Annotated in this window: 13 protein-coding genes; 9 read left to right on the plus strand and 4 right to left on the minus strand. The window is 59.4% G+C overall.

Annotated features, from left to right (window positions below):
• Positions 1-11 precede the first annotated feature (11 nt).
• Entirely contained in the window at positions 12-1,757 is a 1,746-nt protein-coding gene (locus tag K5D32_RS15335) for an ABC transporter ATP-binding protein (protein WP_221600868.1), read from the minus strand.
• A complete protein-coding gene (locus tag K5D32_RS15340) occupies positions 1,754-3,538 on the minus strand; it encodes an ABC transporter ATP-binding protein (RefSeq protein ID WP_221600870.1) in 1,785 nt (594 codons plus the stop codon). The genes K5D32_RS15335 and K5D32_RS15340 overlap by 4 nt, the downstream gene beginning before the upstream one ends.
• Positions 3,539-3,819: 281 nt before the next feature.
• Here K5D32_RS15340 and K5D32_RS15345 point away from each other — a divergent pair, with 281 nt between their 5' ends.
• On the plus strand, positions 3,820-4,662 hold the full coding sequence (locus K5D32_RS15345) for a class I SAM-dependent methyltransferase (RefSeq protein ID WP_221600872.1): 843 nt from the start codon (positions 3,820-3,822) through the stop codon (positions 4,660-4,662).
• A gap of 11 nt (positions 4,663-4,673) precedes the next feature.
• Positions 4,674-5,633 carry an AraC family transcriptional regulator gene (locus K5D32_RS15350; RefSeq protein WP_221600874.1) on the plus strand — a complete coding sequence of 320 codons (960 nt, stop codon included), beginning with the start codon at positions 4,674-4,676 and terminating at the stop codon, positions 5,631-5,633.
• A 52-nt stretch (positions 5,634-5,685) separates the two neighbouring features.
• On the opposite strand, the gene K5D32_RS15355 is transcribed toward K5D32_RS15350, so the two are convergent.
• Positions 5,686-7,689, minus strand: coding sequence for a TonB-dependent receptor (locus K5D32_RS15355; protein ID WP_221600876.1), 2,004 nt, complete (start codon positions 7,687-7,689; stop codon positions 5,686-5,688).
• A gap of 146 nt (positions 7,690-7,835) precedes the next feature.
• Between K5D32_RS15355 and K5D32_RS15360 the strand changes: the two genes are divergently transcribed.
• The gene (locus K5D32_RS15360; RefSeq protein WP_221600878.1) at positions 7,836-8,744 is read left to right on the plus strand and encodes an AraC family transcriptional regulator; all 909 of its coding nucleotides are present in this window, start codon (positions 7,836-7,838) and stop codon (positions 8,742-8,744) included.
• A gap of 14 nt (positions 8,745-8,758) precedes the next feature.
• Here the strand turns inward: K5D32_RS15360 and K5D32_RS15365 are convergent, their stop codons facing one another.
• Entirely contained in the window at positions 8,759-11,254 is a 2,496-nt protein-coding gene (locus tag K5D32_RS15365) for a TonB-dependent siderophore receptor (protein WP_221600880.1), read from the minus strand.
• 347 nt (positions 11,255-11,601) lie between these two features.
• Here K5D32_RS15365 and K5D32_RS25975 point away from each other — a divergent pair, with 347 nt between their 5' ends.
• The 6 genes from K5D32_RS25975 to K5D32_RS15395 all read left to right on the plus strand — a co-directional run bounded on the left by K5D32_RS25975 (position 11,602) and on the right by K5D32_RS15395 (position 15,430).
• Positions 11,602-11,979, plus strand: a complete 378-nt coding sequence (locus K5D32_RS25975; RefSeq protein WP_260407401.1) for a DUF2946 domain-containing protein — start codon at positions 11,602-11,604, stop codon at positions 11,977-11,979.
• A 92-nt stretch (positions 11,980-12,071) separates the two neighbouring features.
• Positions 12,072-12,677 carry an SCO family protein gene (locus K5D32_RS15375; RefSeq protein WP_221600882.1) on the plus strand — a complete coding sequence of 202 codons (606 nt, stop codon included), beginning with the start codon at positions 12,072-12,074 and terminating at the stop codon, positions 12,675-12,677.
• On the plus strand, positions 12,671-13,180 hold the full coding sequence (locus K5D32_RS15380) for a copper chaperone PCu(A)C (RefSeq protein ID WP_221577761.1): 510 nt from the start codon (positions 12,671-12,673) through the stop codon (positions 13,178-13,180). The genes K5D32_RS15375 and K5D32_RS15380 overlap by 7 nt, the downstream gene beginning before the upstream one ends.
• Before the next feature lie 221 nt (positions 13,181-13,401).
• Positions 13,402-14,214, plus strand: a complete 813-nt coding sequence (locus K5D32_RS15385) for an energy transducer TonB (RefSeq protein ID WP_221600884.1) — start codon at positions 13,402-13,404, stop codon at positions 14,212-14,214.
• Positions 14,215-14,304: 90 nt separating this feature from the next.
• On the plus strand, positions 14,305-15,027 hold the full coding sequence (locus tag K5D32_RS15390; protein ID WP_221577759.1) for a MotA/TolQ/ExbB proton channel family protein: 723 nt from the start codon (positions 14,305-14,307) through the stop codon (positions 15,025-15,027).
• 1 nt (position 15,028) lies between these two features.
• Positions 15,029-15,430 (plus strand): biopolymer transporter ExbD, encoded by a 402-nt coding sequence (locus K5D32_RS15395; RefSeq protein ID WP_025259811.1) that lies wholly within the window; start codon positions 15,029-15,031, stop codon positions 15,428-15,430.
• Positions 15,431-15,621 lie beyond the last annotated feature (191 nt).

Consider the following 15,621-nt stretch of genomic DNA (forward strand, 5'->3'; position numbering starts at 1 on the left):
CGCGTAAGGGTTCAGGTATTCAGGTTCCAGTGCCGTGCCCGGCTCTGCTGATGCCATAAATGTGCGTAAAGACCGTTCAGCTCCAGAAGCTCGTCGTGGCGGCCTTGTTCGACGATGCGCCCGCGATCCATGACCAGAATCTGGTCGGCGTGCTGGATGTTGTGCAGGCGATGAGCGATGACCAGCACGGTGCGGTCACGCACCAGTGCATCGAGCCCCAGTTGAATCGCGGCTTCCGAGGACGGATCGACGCTGGAAGTGGCTTCATCGAGCAACAGGATCGGGCTGTTCTTGAGCAGGGCGCGGGCAATGGACAGGCGTTGGCGTTCGCCACCTGAAAGCCAGCCGCCGTTTTCGCCAATCCGCGTGGCGTAACCATCGGGCAGGGCCTCGATGAAATCGTGGGCCTGGGCAAGGCGCGCGGCGTGGATGACTTGCTGTTCGGTGGCGTCGGGCTTGCCGACCAGCAGGTTGTCCAGCACGGTGCCGGAGAACAGCGTGACGTCCTGGAAGACCATGGAAATGTGTTCTTGCAGGTACTGACTGCCAATCTCACGGGCTTCGATACCGCCAATCTGCAAGTGGCCGCTGTCGATGTCCCAGAGCCTTGCGACCAAGTGCGCCAGGGTGCTTTTGCCGGCTCCGCTCGGGCCGACCAGTGCGGTGAGGGTGCCCGCTGGCAGGTGGCAGGAAAGGCCGTCGATTACCGCCGCTTCGCGCTCGGCGTAGCTGAAGCGCACATTGCGCAGTTCGATATCGAAGTGTTGGGGTTTGCGTGGCGTGGACGGCTCCGGCATCGGCGCCTGTTCCAGCAACTGCTCGGTGCGGGTCAGGGCCAGATGGCCGAAGCGCAGCAACAGGGTGGAGAAACCCAGGTCGATGGCCTGGCGGTAAAGTGGCAGGGACAGCACGGTGAAAATCAGCAGGCTGTTGATGGACAGTTGTCCTTCCAGCAGCAGATTGCAGCCGAGCAGCACCATCATGATGAAGCCGGCTTCGATCACCAGCCCGAACAGCCCGATCCACGGAGCCGGTTTCAGTTCGATGCTGATCATGGCCCTATGCTGCGCATCCATGACCTGATTCAAACGTTGCAGGGCGCTGCCGAAACGACCGAAGCTGCGAATCACGGCAATGCCTTGAATGTATTCCTGCAAGGCCGCCTGAGTGCGATTGTTGCTGGCGAGCATGCGTCTGGCCTGGACCAGCGTCTTGCGTATCGCCACGTAGATCGCCATTCCGGCCAGCGGCAACATGGCCAGTACGGCGCAGGCCAGCACCGGTTCCAGCCAGAACAGGAAGATCAGCAGGAACGTCAGTTTTGCCAGCGAGAGGACGAACACCCCGAGAAAGTGTGACCAGAGGTTTTCGACCAGTTCCAGGTCACTGGTGACCTGAGCGCTGATCTCGCCACTGTTGGCCTTGCCGAACCAGCCCAGTGGCAGCGTCTGCAAATGATCTATCAAGCGCAGACGAGCGTTGGCCATCATGGCGTAGGCACCGGTGAATACCAGTGGCGTGCCAATGGCGCCTGTCACGATCCTGGCGATCAGGCAGGCCAGCATGGCCAGTGCCAGCCAGACCACATTTTGAGTGGTGGCGGTGTCATTGAGCAGGCTGTCGAGCAACACGTACAGCAGCGGGTAGGGCGCTGCACTCAGCAACCCTTCGAGTACCGCAAGCCGCAGCCCGCGGTTCAGGCGTGGATCACGCTGGCCAGCCAGGCGCTCACCGGCACGCATCAGGTTGGCGATCATGCCGGTACTCCTGCGCTGCTCAGTTGCCATTGGCGAATTCGGCTGTGGTCCTGCCAGAGCTGGCGATACAACACGCAGCTTTCCAGCAGTTGCTCATGGCGACCGATGCCGCGTATCCGGCCCTGATCCAGAACGACGATGCACTGCGCAGCCGTCACGGTATGCAAGCGGTGGGCAATCATCAGAACGGTACGTCCACGGCACAGGTTGGCCAGCGCTTGCTGGATCAGCACTTCGTTTTCGCTGTCGGCATAGGCGGTGGCTTCGTCGAGAATCAGCACCGGAGCGTTCTTGAGCAGGGCGCGGGCAATGGACAGGCGCTGGCGTTCGCCACCGGACAATTGCGCGCCGCGCTCACCGACAGGCGTCAGGTATCCCTGGGGCATACGCATGATGAAGTCGTGGGCACAGGCTGCACGGGCTGCGCTTTCAACGCTGGCCTGATCGGCGTCGGGCTTTGCCAGGCGCAGGTTGTCGAGCACTGTGCCGTCGAACAGGTGAACCTGCTGGAACACGGTTGCGACCCTTTCGAGCAGTGCATCCAGTGGCCAGTCGCGCAGTTCCTTGCCGCCCAGCGTGATGCTGCCGCTGTCGGCATCGAACAGCCGACAGACCAGTTGTGCCACGGTGCTCTTGCCTGAACCGCTGGGGCCGACCAGCGCGGTCAAGTGGCCCGCTTGCGCGCTGAAGCTGACCTGATCCAGAGCCTGCCTGTCGCCATAGGCGTGGCAGACATTTTCCAGGCGCAGATCCAGTGGTGCATCGGGGATGTGGGCAGTCGGGTTTTCATTCATCGCCGGGCTGAGCAGCACGTTGTTGATCCGTGCCAGTGCTGCATTGCGTTGCACCTGTTCGCCCAGCATGTAGGTCAGGCGCAGCAATGGCATCAGGACGGCTGGAGCCAGCAGAAGGAAAAGCAGCAAGGTTTCCAGGGTGATCTGCCCATTGAGCAGCAACCAGGCACCCAGCGGGGCAACGATGATCAGGTTGGCGCTGAGCAGCCCCGAGAACACCACCCAGAACAGCGAGCTCTTGCGGGCAAAGCCGGCTACCCAGTCAGCAGCCCCGCGAATGTCCTTGCTCAACGTGCCGAAGCGCAGGCTGGTCAGCCCGAAGCTTTTGACCACCTGGATGCCTTTGAGGTATTCGCTGAAGCTCTGCGAAATACGCTGTTGCAAGCTGTGCCATTGCTCCATGCGTGCGGCCGAACCCTTGATCATCAGCGCCTGGGCCAGAAAGGCCAGGGGCAGTGGAACGATGCACGCCAGCGCCAGTCGCCAGTCGACACTGAACAGCACAATCAGGGTCAGAGGCGGCATCACGGCAGCCGACACTGAATCGGGCAGCAGGTGTGCAAAGAAACCTTCAAGAGAGCCGACGTCGTCATTGAGGGTGCGACGCAGGTCCGTGCTGCTGTGGCTGTTGAAGAAACTCAGTGGAACTTCCCCAAGGTGCCTGGCGATACGCCGACGCAACTGACGCAGAAGCTCGAACGCCGCCAGGTGAGCGGTCACATGGCTGGCGCTCATGATCAGCCAGCGCAGCAAAACGGCTACCAGCGCCCCCAGCCCCCAGAGAAAGGCCGCTTTGGCGTCGGGGGCTGCGCCCAGCAGTATTTGGGCAATCTTGTAGATGCACCACAGCGGTACAAGGCTGAGCAGGGTGGAGATCACGGCACAACTGATCGCCATGGCGAACATGCGAGGTGCAAGTCCCAGCAATCGCATGTGGCTCAGTGGTTGCGCTGCCGTCTTATCGACCGCAGCGGGTTTGCTCTTCATCCCGCTCTCCTGTGTTTTTTCTGCGCGTGCAGGGCCGGGTCCGCCGATGGTTTTGCTCATCGACGGACCCGGTGGGCACGTGTTGGAAGCGGAGAATAAAGCGCTGTCATTCTTATTAGGATCACAAAGGGTTTACGGCGAGCACAATCGGGCTAATAATTATCGTTCTCATTAATGACATCATGCTCTGACAAGCTAAAGTCGGCCGGGTGAAACAAGACACCCCCTCGACATATGCCCGCAAGCCGTCTTCGGCAGCGGGTTTCAAAGGAAAAAAGCCGATGAATGCAGCAGTGGAAACCCAGCGACTTGCCCCCAACCTTTCCGGTGTTCCGGAAACCATGCTGATGACGGTCTGGAACCGGGCGGCGTTTTCCCAAGGGCCTGATCCTCTGCTTGACGATCCGGTATTGCTGAGCCTGCTTGATCGTATCGATTACGACTTTAATGGCCATTTCGGACGACCCAATGCGACCCACGCGATCCGTTCGCGTTATGCCGACGAGCGTGTGCGCGACTTTCTCGAACGTCATCCCGACGGCACGGTTGTAGCCTTGGGTGAAGGACTGGAAACCCAGTTCTGGCGTGTCGACAACGGTCAGGTAAAGTGGTTTTCGGTCGACCTGCCCGAAGCCATCGAGACGCGTCGTCATCTGTTGCCTGTGCATTCGCGCAATCATCTGCTGGCCTGTTCGGCGCTGGATACCCAATGGCTGGAGCAGGTCGCGCAACAGAGCGAAGGCCCGGTGTTTGTCACGGCGGCCGGATTATTGATGTATTTTCAGCAGGCCGAGGTGCTGGCCTTGTTGCAGGCGATGGTCAGGACGCTGCGTCAGGGTGAACTGTTCTTCGATTGCATTCCGCCGTGGTTCTCCCGCAAGACCCTCAGGGGCATGTACCTGACCGCCGGTTACAAGACACCGCCGATGCCGTTCGGTATCGCCTTGGGCGAGTTGCAGGATTTCGTGAGTCAGGTTCCAGGGCTTGAGTTGTTGCAGGACAAGACCTACGGCGAGCCTTGGCCGCGTTACATGCGCGCGCTGGCTTTGCTGTCCCATGTGCGCCCATTGCGCCAGCGCTTTGCACCGGGTCTGGTGCATTGCCGCTTCACTGTTGTGGACTGAAGGGTTTCCCCATGTCGATGGATTCCGCATTGCGTCCAAGTGCACCCACGCTGGAACAGCACAATCAGTTCATGCCCGGCATTGCCTGGGCCGAAGTCGCTGATGGTGTACGTATCGGGCTGGTGGATGGCTTTCCCTGTCGTGATGTGTGTCGGCAGGTCAATGTCGATCGGCATTTGTCCCTGGCGATGATGGTCAAGGGCAATGGTCATTTCTTGATGGAAGGAGCACCTGAGCTGTGTTCCTACGACTCGGGTTTCTGCTATCTGAGTTGTGCCTGCGAACCGTTTACCTGCATGGATTTCTTCCCGGCTTATCACGACCTGAAACTGGCCATCGTTCATTTTCGTCTGGAGTGGCTGGATGTCTTCGAGCCATTGATGGAGGCCGATAAAGGACCTGAGCGCTGGTTTACACATCCGCAGCGCAAGGCCGGGGTGTTGCGTATGCAGATGACACCCCTTGAACAGCGTATCGCCGAGCAGTTCATGTCCGATGGCGTGCCTGGCAACCCTTTGCAAAGCCTCAAGGCTCATGCTCAGGCCATGGAGTTGCTGTGGAATATCGCTCAACGCCTGACGGCCGCCGCAGATTCCTGTTCCGGACCGCTGGCTCTGGAGACCGATACCGATAGCGCGCCACGGATCAACCGTCGCGAGCGGCGCATGCTGCTGGCGGCACGCACTTATATTCACGAGCATTGCCTTGAACCATTGAACGTGGTCGAAATCAGCCGCGCGGTTGGTATGGGGCATGGTGCCCTGAAGCGGCACTTCAATGAACTGTTCGGCACCAGCGTTTACAACTATGTTCTGGAATGCCGACTCGATCATGCGGGCAAGCTGCTCAAGGACACTGACTTGCCGATCAAGGATGTGGCATGGCGTTGCGGGTTTTCTCACAGCAGCCATTTGTCGCGCTTCTTCCGCCAGCGCCACGGGATGTCGCCCAAGGCGTATCGGGAGGAGTAAAAGCTCGGAAACGACGAAGGGGCCAATTGGCCCCTTCGTTGTTCCTGGAGTATCAGAATGTGATCTTGGTACTCAGGCCGACTTCACGACCTTGCCCTGGCTGGCTGAACTGTGCGCCAGCAGAAAGGTAGGAATAGGTGCGATAGTCCTTGTCGCCCAGGTTGTTTCCGTACAGCGCCAGTTCCAGATCAGGTTTCGGTAGCCAGGAAAGGCGAGCATCCACCAGGCTGTAGCCGCCTTGGGAGACTTCGTTGTCCACATCGAAGTAGTGCTGGCCGGTGTAGCTGATGCCGACACTCGGACGCAGTTCGCCCAACAGGTTATCGAAGTAGAAACTGCGTTCGGCCGAGGCGCGCAAGGTGCGGCCCGGCGTGTAGGTCAGGCTGTTGCCCTGACGGTCGGAGTCCAGCATGCGGTTGCGGTTGACGGTGCCGGCCAGACGAATCAGCGTCGCTTCGTCGGCGCGCCAGTCCAGAGACATTTCCGCGCCTTCGCTGCGGGCCTTGCCGATGTTGCTAAGGGATTGGGTGCCGGTGCCTGCTGCGCCGATGAACTGCTGCACATCCTCGATATCGATCCGGTACAACGCCGCGTTGAGCCATAGGCGCTTGTCCAGCAGGCTGGATTTGACGCCGACTTCCATGTTCAGCGATTTCTCGGGCGAGTAGGCCACGGCATCGGCGGTGATTGCGCCGATACGGTTGTAGCCACCGGCCTTGAAGCCTTTGCTGACCGATGCGTACACGCGGGTATCCGGGGTCGCCTGGAAGCCCAGCGCCACTTTGGGTGTGGTACTGGTGAAGGTGTCGTTACCTTTGTAGACGAAGCCCGGCGTGAACAGCGCGTCCGTCTGGTTGTAGGTGGTCTCGGCTTTTTCCTCGCTGTGGCGAGCACCCAGGGTCAGGTCCCAGCGTGGTGCCAGGTGCCAGGTGAACTCGCCGAATACGGCTTTTTCGGTGTTTTCGATACGGCTGTCAGCTGTGCCAAACGCGCCGAACAACGGAGCGCCCGCGTCCGGGGTTCGCTCTGAATGGCTGCGGCTCTTCTGCCAGTACAGGCCGCCGACCGCATCCCAGGCACGGTCTTCACCTTGAGTCGAGAGGCGCAATTCCTGACTGACGGTGCGTTGGGTTTCCGGCCAGTGGAAACCCATGTCACCGAACAGGCGCTCATGGCGATAGTTTTGCAGTGAGGTGATGGAACTCAGTTTCAGCGAATCGCTGAGGTTCCAGTCGATGCTTGCGCTGCTGGTTTCCACGCGACGCACGTAGACCGATTCCATGAGCGGTACGCTGGCACGGCGTTTTTCATAGGTTTCGTCGGCCAGGTATTGCTCGTTATAGGAGGTCAGCCGGTCACGGGCATAGGCCAGTTTCAGGCTGAAGTCTTCGTTGGGCTTGAAGGTGAGTGCGACGTTGCCGCCACCGTTGTCGCTGTCGCCATGATGTTCGCTACGGGTCAGTTCACCATCGGTGTCGTCGTGATAGATCGCGCCCTGGATGAACAGCTTGTCATCGATCAGGGGCGCCGAGCCGGTGGCCGAGATTTGTTGATGCAGGTTGCTGAAGCGGCTTTGTATCGTTGCCGTCGGGGTGTTGTCCGGTTGACGAGTGACGATGCTCAGCGCGCCAGCATGAGCATTGCGTCCGTACAGAGTGCCTTGCGGGCCTTTGAGCAGTTCGATGCGATCGATATTCAGCAACTGTTGGTTGAAGGTGCCCAGATATTGCGGCACGCCATCAACGTAGATCCCCACCGGGGCGTTGTACGGGTCCGAAGAGGAAACCCCGCGCAGGCTCAGGCTGGGGAATACTCCGGCACCGGTATTGCGTACCAGCAGCTCGGGGAAGACCCGCTCCAGATCGCCACTGTCATAGACATTGGCACGCTCAAGGTCGGCCTCGCTGGCAACGGCCAGAGCCAGGTCGGTCTGGTCCTGGGCTTGCACTCGTTTGCTGGCGGTCACTTGCATTTCCGGCAGGTTCACTGCAGCGTCCGCCAGAGCGTGGTTGGAGATGGCGAACATGATCGCCATGCTGAGAATAGAGCGTTGCATGAAAGGACTCTGCTGTAGATGGGATGGCGCTATCTTCTGGAGATGGCCATTTCATTGCGCGCGTGATCGGGGCTTTGGTGCGCGTAATCGGCACTATAGTTGATAAGTGTTATCATTTGAGTCTGATTCCCAAAAGAGTTTGTGCAATGAGCCTGAATCATTACTGCGCTGACTATGAGCTGCCCAAGGTTTTGACCGAAGAGGTGAGCGATGAACTCGATATCCGTCTTATCGAGTGGCAGGTCGATGAAGACCGGCATCTGGACTCTTCCTGCGAAGCATCTTTGACGGTGTCGTACCACGCGAGCTGTGCCGGTTGGCGTTCTTTTGCGGATACTTCGCCCTTGAACTGGCGCGAAGACCACTGCTGCCTGTTCCATTCCACTGTGCCGGTTCAGGGGGAAGGCTTTGTGCCCGCAGGCACTCGCTGGCGTGGCGTAAATATCAGTTTTGCGGCGAACCGGCTGGGCATGCTTGATCTGGCCGGGCAGTTGTTCGATTACCACGGCCCCTGGGAAAACACGCGCTCGCTCGACAGCACTTCACGATTGGTGCAGTTCCCTGCACCCAATGCCGTGCGGCGTATCGGTCAGGAAATGCTGGGCTGCAAGTTTGAAGGCGTTGCCAGGGATCTGCTGCTGCGCGGCAAGGCTTATGAAATGCTGGCGCAGTTGACGGCCCATATTCAGGACCTGGCGCGTTTCTCGGGCCTGAGTGCCGGAGGGCGTGATCTGGTTCGGATCGAGCGGGCGCGCAAGCTGCTTGAGGCTCACCCGGAACAGGAGTGGACTATCGAATCGCTGGCCCAGTGTGTGGAGCTCAATACCAGGAAACTCAAGCAGGGTTTTCGCGATGTCTACGACAGCGGCGTGTACGGCTATCTACAGAAAGTCCGTATCGAGCGGGCCGCACAACTGCTCAAGCAACAGGGATCCGTCAGCGAAGTGGCGGCGGCAGTCGGGTATTCCAACGCCAGCCACTTCGCCAAGGTTTTCCGCCGCTATTACGGCATCAATCCGCTGCATTTCAGCACCCTGTCCGCCAATGGCATGTAAGACGTTTTGCTGGATCAGAAGTCATAAGCGATCTTGCTGTACCAGAACCCGCCACCCGGATAGAACGGCGGGTTGCTGTAGAGGTTCAGACCATTGGCCGAAGGGACGGCGTTCTTGTCCGGGCGCACATTGAAGATGTTGGTGCCGCCGAGGCTGACCGTGATGTTTTCCTGAATCGTGTAGGACAGGTCCAGGTCGGTAATCCATTTGGCACCGAAGCTGCGGTCGCCACTTTCCAGCTGCTGAAGGGTCTTGACCTTGCCATAGCGGGTGGTCTGCAGGTTTACGCCCAGGTCGCCAAGGGTCCAGTTGGCACCCAGCACCCATTTGGTTTTTGGTTGCGCGTCGGTCAGATCGCCTTCCCGGGCACGGCCTACCCAGGTCAGGCTGCCGCCTGTGTTGTCGCCCAGGCCCTGCAAGGCTGAGGGTTCGCTCTTGACGTCGGTGATGATGGTCTTGTTGTAGTTGAATCCTGCGCTCCAGCGCACATCGCCAAAGGCACCATAACGGCTGGAATGATCGAGCACGATATCCAGGCCACGGGTGCGGGTGTCGAAAGCGTTGGCGTAATACGAGGTCCAGGTACTGGTGTCGACGTTCTGGGCGGTGAGAATCGGCGCCAGTGCCGGGCCATACAGGCTTTCGGTGCGCGCGATGCGGTCGGCGATCTCGATCCAGTAGGCATCGACCGTCAGGCTGGTGCGCGGCGCCGGTTGCCAGGTCACGCCCAGGCCCAGGTTGCGGGATTTTTCCGGGTCCAGAGGGGTGGCGCCCAAGGCCTGGGCCAGTGACGAGTTGACCGGTGCGATGCGGGTCACGGCGGGCACGATGGTGCCGTCAGGCGCTGCACCCACCCGGTTGTCGGAGATGCTGTAGCCGATCTGGGTCAGGGAGGGTGCCCGAAAGCCAGTGCCGATTGTGCCGCGTACCGCGAAGGTGTCGGTGAATTCGTAGCGAGAGTTGAGCTTGGCACTGAGGGTGTTGCCCGAGTCGTCATCGAAGTGCTCTGCGCGCAGGGCCAGGTCAATGAACAGTGGCTCAATGGGCGTGATGCCGAAATCCACATAGGCTGCATAGTTGTTGCGTTTGATGCTGGTTGCATCCTGAGGCGAGATGACCGCCGCAGCCTGGGCGGCAATCGAAGCCAGTTGGCCTGCCAGCGGATTGGGCTGGCCATTGGGCAGAGTGGCCGGGAAGCGATAGCCGCCCACTTGATAGGCCTGCGCATCACCGGCGAAGGTCCGGAAGCGTTCCCAGCGATGTTCCAGCCCCGCAGACACCTGCAGCGGCACACCGAACACGCCGTCAAAGGCGCGGGTGATGTCCAGGTTGTTGACCCACTGCTCGAAACGGTAGGTCGCAAGATCATCGAAGGAGGTCGGGGAAGCCGGCCCCAGTGACGGGTTGATGGTCAGGTCGCTGTATTGATGATTGTTGTTGCGCCCATAGGTGGTGCTCAGGTCCCAGTCCCAGCCCAGGGATTCGCCTTTGGCACCGATCAGGTACTGGTAGTCGGTATCGTCCAGGTTGTTCAGCGGGTAGTAGCCGTCGGGGAACAGTTCCGGGATGTTGGCGTTGCCATTGGGGTAACGGAAATAGTTATTGATGATGGCGTCGCGTTGGCCATAGGTGCCGTAGGAATACAGCTTGGTTCGATCATCCAGTGGCAGTTCGGCGTTGTAGGCCAGGTTGAAGGCCTTGATTTGCGGGTCGCCGTTCTTGACGCCCACCCGGTCCCAGGTCGCTTCCCGAGGGTCACCGGGGAAATAGGCAGTATTGGTGGCTTTTTCATTCCAGCTGGCATCGCCGCGTTTGCGCGCATCGGCGGACAGGTGCAGGAAGCCGCCATTCCCCAGCTCAAAGCCCTTGTCGCCCTCAAACTTGGTCACTTCGCCTTCGCCACTGTAGAGCTTGCCGTAGGTCACGCCCAGGTGGCCACCCTGGGCACTGGACTTGAGGATCACGTTGATCACGCCTGCAATGGCATCGGAGCCATATTGAGCGGCGGCGCTGTCTTTGAGGACTTCGATGCGTTCCACCGCGCTGACGGGGATCATGTCGATGTCCACCGAGTTGGCGCCGCTGCTGTCGGTGGAGCCGTTGGCGGGCAGGGCGCTGTTATGGCGTCGCTTGCCGTTGACCAGCACCAATGTATAGGCCGGTGCCAGGCTGCGGTTGGACAGAGGGCGGATGGTGGAGTTGTAACCGGCGACGTTGGTGCCGTAGTTGAACGAAGGCAGCAGCTTGGCGATGGCTTCGGTCAGGTCGGCGCGGCCGGTCTTGAGCAATTGCTCGCTGGTGACGATATCGATGGGTGCCGGGCTGTTGGTCACGGTGCGCTCGGTGCCGCGAATGCCGGTGGAAATGACCGTGACCTTGTCCAGGCGTGTGTCATTGCCGGACTCTTCAACTGCCTGCACAGGAGTGATAAAGCCCAGACTGGCGAAGGCGATGCCTTTTAGCAGGTGAGGGGGCAGGGGCTTTCTGGCTGCGCGAGCAGTGGAGGCCATGGGGAGTGATCCTTGTCAGTTTCGGGAAGTTTTTCTGAGCCTCCACTGGTAAGGGTCGGTCTGTAAGCGGGAATATATGGTTATGAAACAATCCTGTGAAAGTTCTTTTCGGTATAAGCTAATTATGAATTATTTGAATTTAAATATTATATTTAGATAAATAAATTGCATTTTGTGCGTAAAGGATGAACCGTTCTCGAATGGTCCTGGCATCCCTGTTGTGCTGCCTGCGCCACTTTGTCGCACCTCGGGTTGTGGCCCGTCACCGCACGCTTCCTGCCTTGGCCTGCACGCTGCTCGTGGATTCCCGGTGTTCGACAGGGCGTGAGAGTGGTAGATTCGCCGCCATGAAATTCGTCCGAACCCACCGCTCGCTCATTGCCTGGATGCTGTATGGCTTCATCCTGTTCAATGGGTTCATGTGCAGCATCAGCCATGGGCAGATGCTGGGGACGTTTTCCTCTGTAGCAGCCGCCGATATCTGTGGCGATAACCCGGATACTTCCCTGTCGATGGAAGGCCCGGACGAGGCCAGGCATTCACTGGTCATGCAACTGGCCATGCTGGACTGCACCTTTGCCGGCAAGCTGACCGGTTTCGTGGTGTTCTTCATCGGACTGGGCTGGCTGCTGCGCTCGCGCAATGTCAGGCTGCGTATCCCGCCGGGCCTGATGCGCGAGTCTTCCCGTCACACTTCGCCGGGGCTGGTGCCGCAGGCGCCCTGAAACTCCGTCTTGCGTTCACTGGTTGTCTGCAGCGCATCCGGCATGTGATGTGCTGCATGCCTTGCCTGTTTTCCTTCAAAGGACCGTAATGCATGACTCAATACCTGACCCGTCGCGAAGTGCTCGCGGGCCTCTCATTGCTGAGCCTTGGCGTTCTGACCGGTTGCAATAACTCCAATGCCTTGCCGTTCAAGTACGGCAAGGACCTGAGCAACAAGATCATCGGGCGTAACTTCAAGCTTCGGAACGCTCAGGGCGACGTGCTGACCCTGTCGAGCTTCCGCGGCTACATGCCGATGGTGTTCTTCGGCTTCACCCAATGCCCGGCGGTCTGCCCGACTGCGCTGGCCCGTGCCGCGCAGATCAAGAAACTGATGGGTGCCGATGCCGATACCTTCCAGGTGGTGTTCATTACCCTGGACCCGGAGCGTGACAAGCCTGATGTCATTGAGGCCTATGTAAAGGCCTTCGATCCAAGCTTTGTGGCGCTGTCTGGCACTCTGGAAGAAACCGCGGCCACCGCCAAGGAATTCGGCGTGTTCTACGAGAAGGTGCCGCTGGGCGACACTTATACGATTTCCCACACCTCCACCAGCTATGTGTTCGATACCCGAGGCGTATTGCGCCTTGGCCTGTCTCACTCGCTGTCCGCACAGCAATGCGCAGAAGATTTGCTCACTTTGATGGAAGTATGCTGATGACTACTCTGATCCGTAATGCCCTGATCGCTACCCCGTGCAAAAGCCTGCTGCTGGCCCTGTCCATCCTGGGTGTCAGCCTTCAGGCCCATGCGCAGACCACCGTGGATGAGGCCTGGGTGCGCGCCACGGTTGCCGGGCAGCCAGCAACCGGCGCTTTCATGAACATCACGTCGAGCACGGGCGGCAAGCTGGTTGAGGTCAGCTCGCCTGCTGCGAAAGACGTGCAGATCCATCAGATGAGCATGAAGAACGATGTGATGAACATGCAGCAGGTCAAATCCATCGACCTGCCAGCCGGCAAGACCGTGGTGCTGGACTCCAACGGCTATCACGTGATGCTCATGGGCCTGGTGGCTCAGGTGAAGGAGGGCGATCAGGTACCGCTGACCCTGACCGTTGAAGACGACAAGGGAGTCAAGGAGTCGATCAAGATCCTCGCGCCCGTCAAGGCGCTGACTGCCCAGGGGCATTCCGGGCATGGTGATCATAGCGGTCACTGATTGAGGTTTACCCCAGTCTGCTCCAGGCCCCGCCATGTTCGTGCATGCCGGGGCTTTTTGATGGGTGAGGTTTTATATTCTTTTTATGAATAACAGGAGAACTAAATATTCTTTTCTGGAGCAAGCGTGATCATGGATGATTGCCCGGCGCTACCAAATTGGAAAGGTGACTGATACCAACAGAACCTGGATTTTTACTGAAAAAATGCAGGAGTGTATCAATGGGCAATGTCCAGACCGCAGCCAGTGCGCATGAAGCGCCTTGGCGCCAAACGCCGAGCGGCGAATTGGTCGATCTGGGGCGTCCTTTTCGGGGACCCTTGGGGCAGTCGCGGTTGCAGCGCACGCCCAAGCCTGTTCTGGGACGTCGGGAAGGCATTCTGCTCGGTGCATTTGCCTTGGTGCTGCATGGTGCAGTGATTTACTGGCTGAGCCAGACTCCGACCCCCGTTCTGCCGATCGTCCCGCCGGAAATTCCGCCGATGACCATCGAATTTTCCCAGCCCGCGCCGCCCGTGGTTGAAACGCCGCCACCGCCGCCCGAGCCAATCGTTCAACCTGTGGTCGAGCCGCCGCCTCCAGTCGAGGATGAGTTGGCCGTCAAACCACCGCCCAAACCAAAACCCAAGCCGGTTGTGAAGCTGCCGACGCCCAAGCCTGTCGCCAAACCCGTTGAGCAGCCGCCCGCACCACCTGCACCGCCACAACCGGTTGCAGCGCCTGCGCCACCGGCACCGCCCGCGCCAGCACCTGTGACGCCGGCTTCGGCCAGCGCCGGTTACCTGCGCAATCCGGCTCCGGAATATCCATCGCTGGCCATGCGCCGCGGTTGGGAAGGGACGGTCCTGTTGCGAGTGCATGTACTGGCCAGCGGCAAACCGGGCGAGATCCAGATTCAGAAAAGCAGTGGTCGTGATTCGCTCGACGAAGCCGCAGTAACGGCAGTCAAGCGCTGGAGCTTCGTTCCCGCCAAACAGGGCGATGTTGCCCAGGACGGCTGGGTCAGCGTGCCCATCGACTTCAAGATCAAATAACGGTTTCAAAGCTTCAATGCGAGCCACCTGACAAAAGGAGCATCGCAACACCAGAACCTGACGTATCAGCACAGCACGAGAGTACAGATCATGAACCTACTGGCATCCCCTTTTGAATCCATCGAACACGCCGTCATCTGGCTGCTGGTGGTCTTTTCCGTCGCGACCTGGGGCCTGGCCTTGCTCAAGGGCGTACAGTTTTCACGTCTGAAATCCCAGGATCGCAAGTTCCACAAGCAGTTCTGGGCGGCCTCCAGCCTGGATTCGGCCGCTGAACTGGCTCAGCAACAGCCTGGCGCTGCCGCCCGTGTTGCCCAGGCCGGTTATGCCGCCATCCAGGTTCATGAAGGCGGTCAGCAGACCGACCTGAGTCAGTCGATCAACCATCAGGATCGTCTGGAGCGTGCCTTGCGTCAGCAGATCGTGCGTGAGCGTCGTTCGCTGGAAACCGGCCTGGCTGTTCTGGCAAGTATCGGCAGCACCTCGCCCTTCATCGGCCTGTTCGGTACGGTGTGGGGCATCATGACTGCACTTCAGGGCATCAGCGCTGCGGGTTCCGCCAGCCTGGAAACGGTGGCCGGTCCTATCGGTGCTGCACTGGTCGCTACCGGTGTCGGTATCGCGGTCGCGGTACCTGCGGTGCTGGTTTACAACTACTTCCTGCGTCGCCTGAAACTGACTGCTGCCGACCTGGACGACTTTGCCCATGACTTCTACAGCTTGGCGCAGAAAAACGCTTTCCGTGTCCTGCTGCACCCGGTTCTGACCAAAAATGGCGCCGGTGCCGGCCAGAAAGTGAAGGAGGCGTCCTGATATGGCTTTCTCCACTCAAGACAATGATGAAGTGCTCAGCGAAATCAACGTAACACCTCTGGTGGACGTGATGCTGGTACTGCTGGTGGTGTTCATCGTGACCGCGCCGCTGCTGACCAACTCGATCCCGATCAACCTGCCCAAGACCGAAGCGGTCGCTCCGGCAGAGCAGAAGGACCCGCTGGTAGTGAGCATCGATGGACAAGGCAAGGTGTTCATCAACAAGGACGAGATCCAGGCAGACCTGCTGGAAACCAACCTTCAGGCCGCCAAGGCCAAGGACGCGCAGGTTCGTGTGCAACTTCAGGCAGACAACGGCGTGAACTACGGCGAAGTAGCCCGCGCCATGGCCTCGATCGAACGTGCAGGCATCACCAAATTGTCGGTGATTACTGCCAAATAGAGCAATACCCTTCAAGACAGTGAAGCCTTTAAGGTCGTACCCTCAGGTAGGTACGGCCTTTTTTTTATGTGTGCCCGCTGCCTTGGCACCGCTTTCGCTCAGCAAACATGGGCCATGTGGTTGCGGATTAAGGGTTCGGCTTGAGGCCGCCTTGCGCCTTTACGGCGCGTCACTTTGGTTTCGGCCAAAGT

The sequence above is a fragment of the Pseudomonas cichorii genome (genome assembly GCF_019719005.1).
GTDB lineage: Bacteria > Pseudomonadota > Gammaproteobacteria > Pseudomonadales > Pseudomonadaceae > Aquipseudomonas > Aquipseudomonas cichorii_E.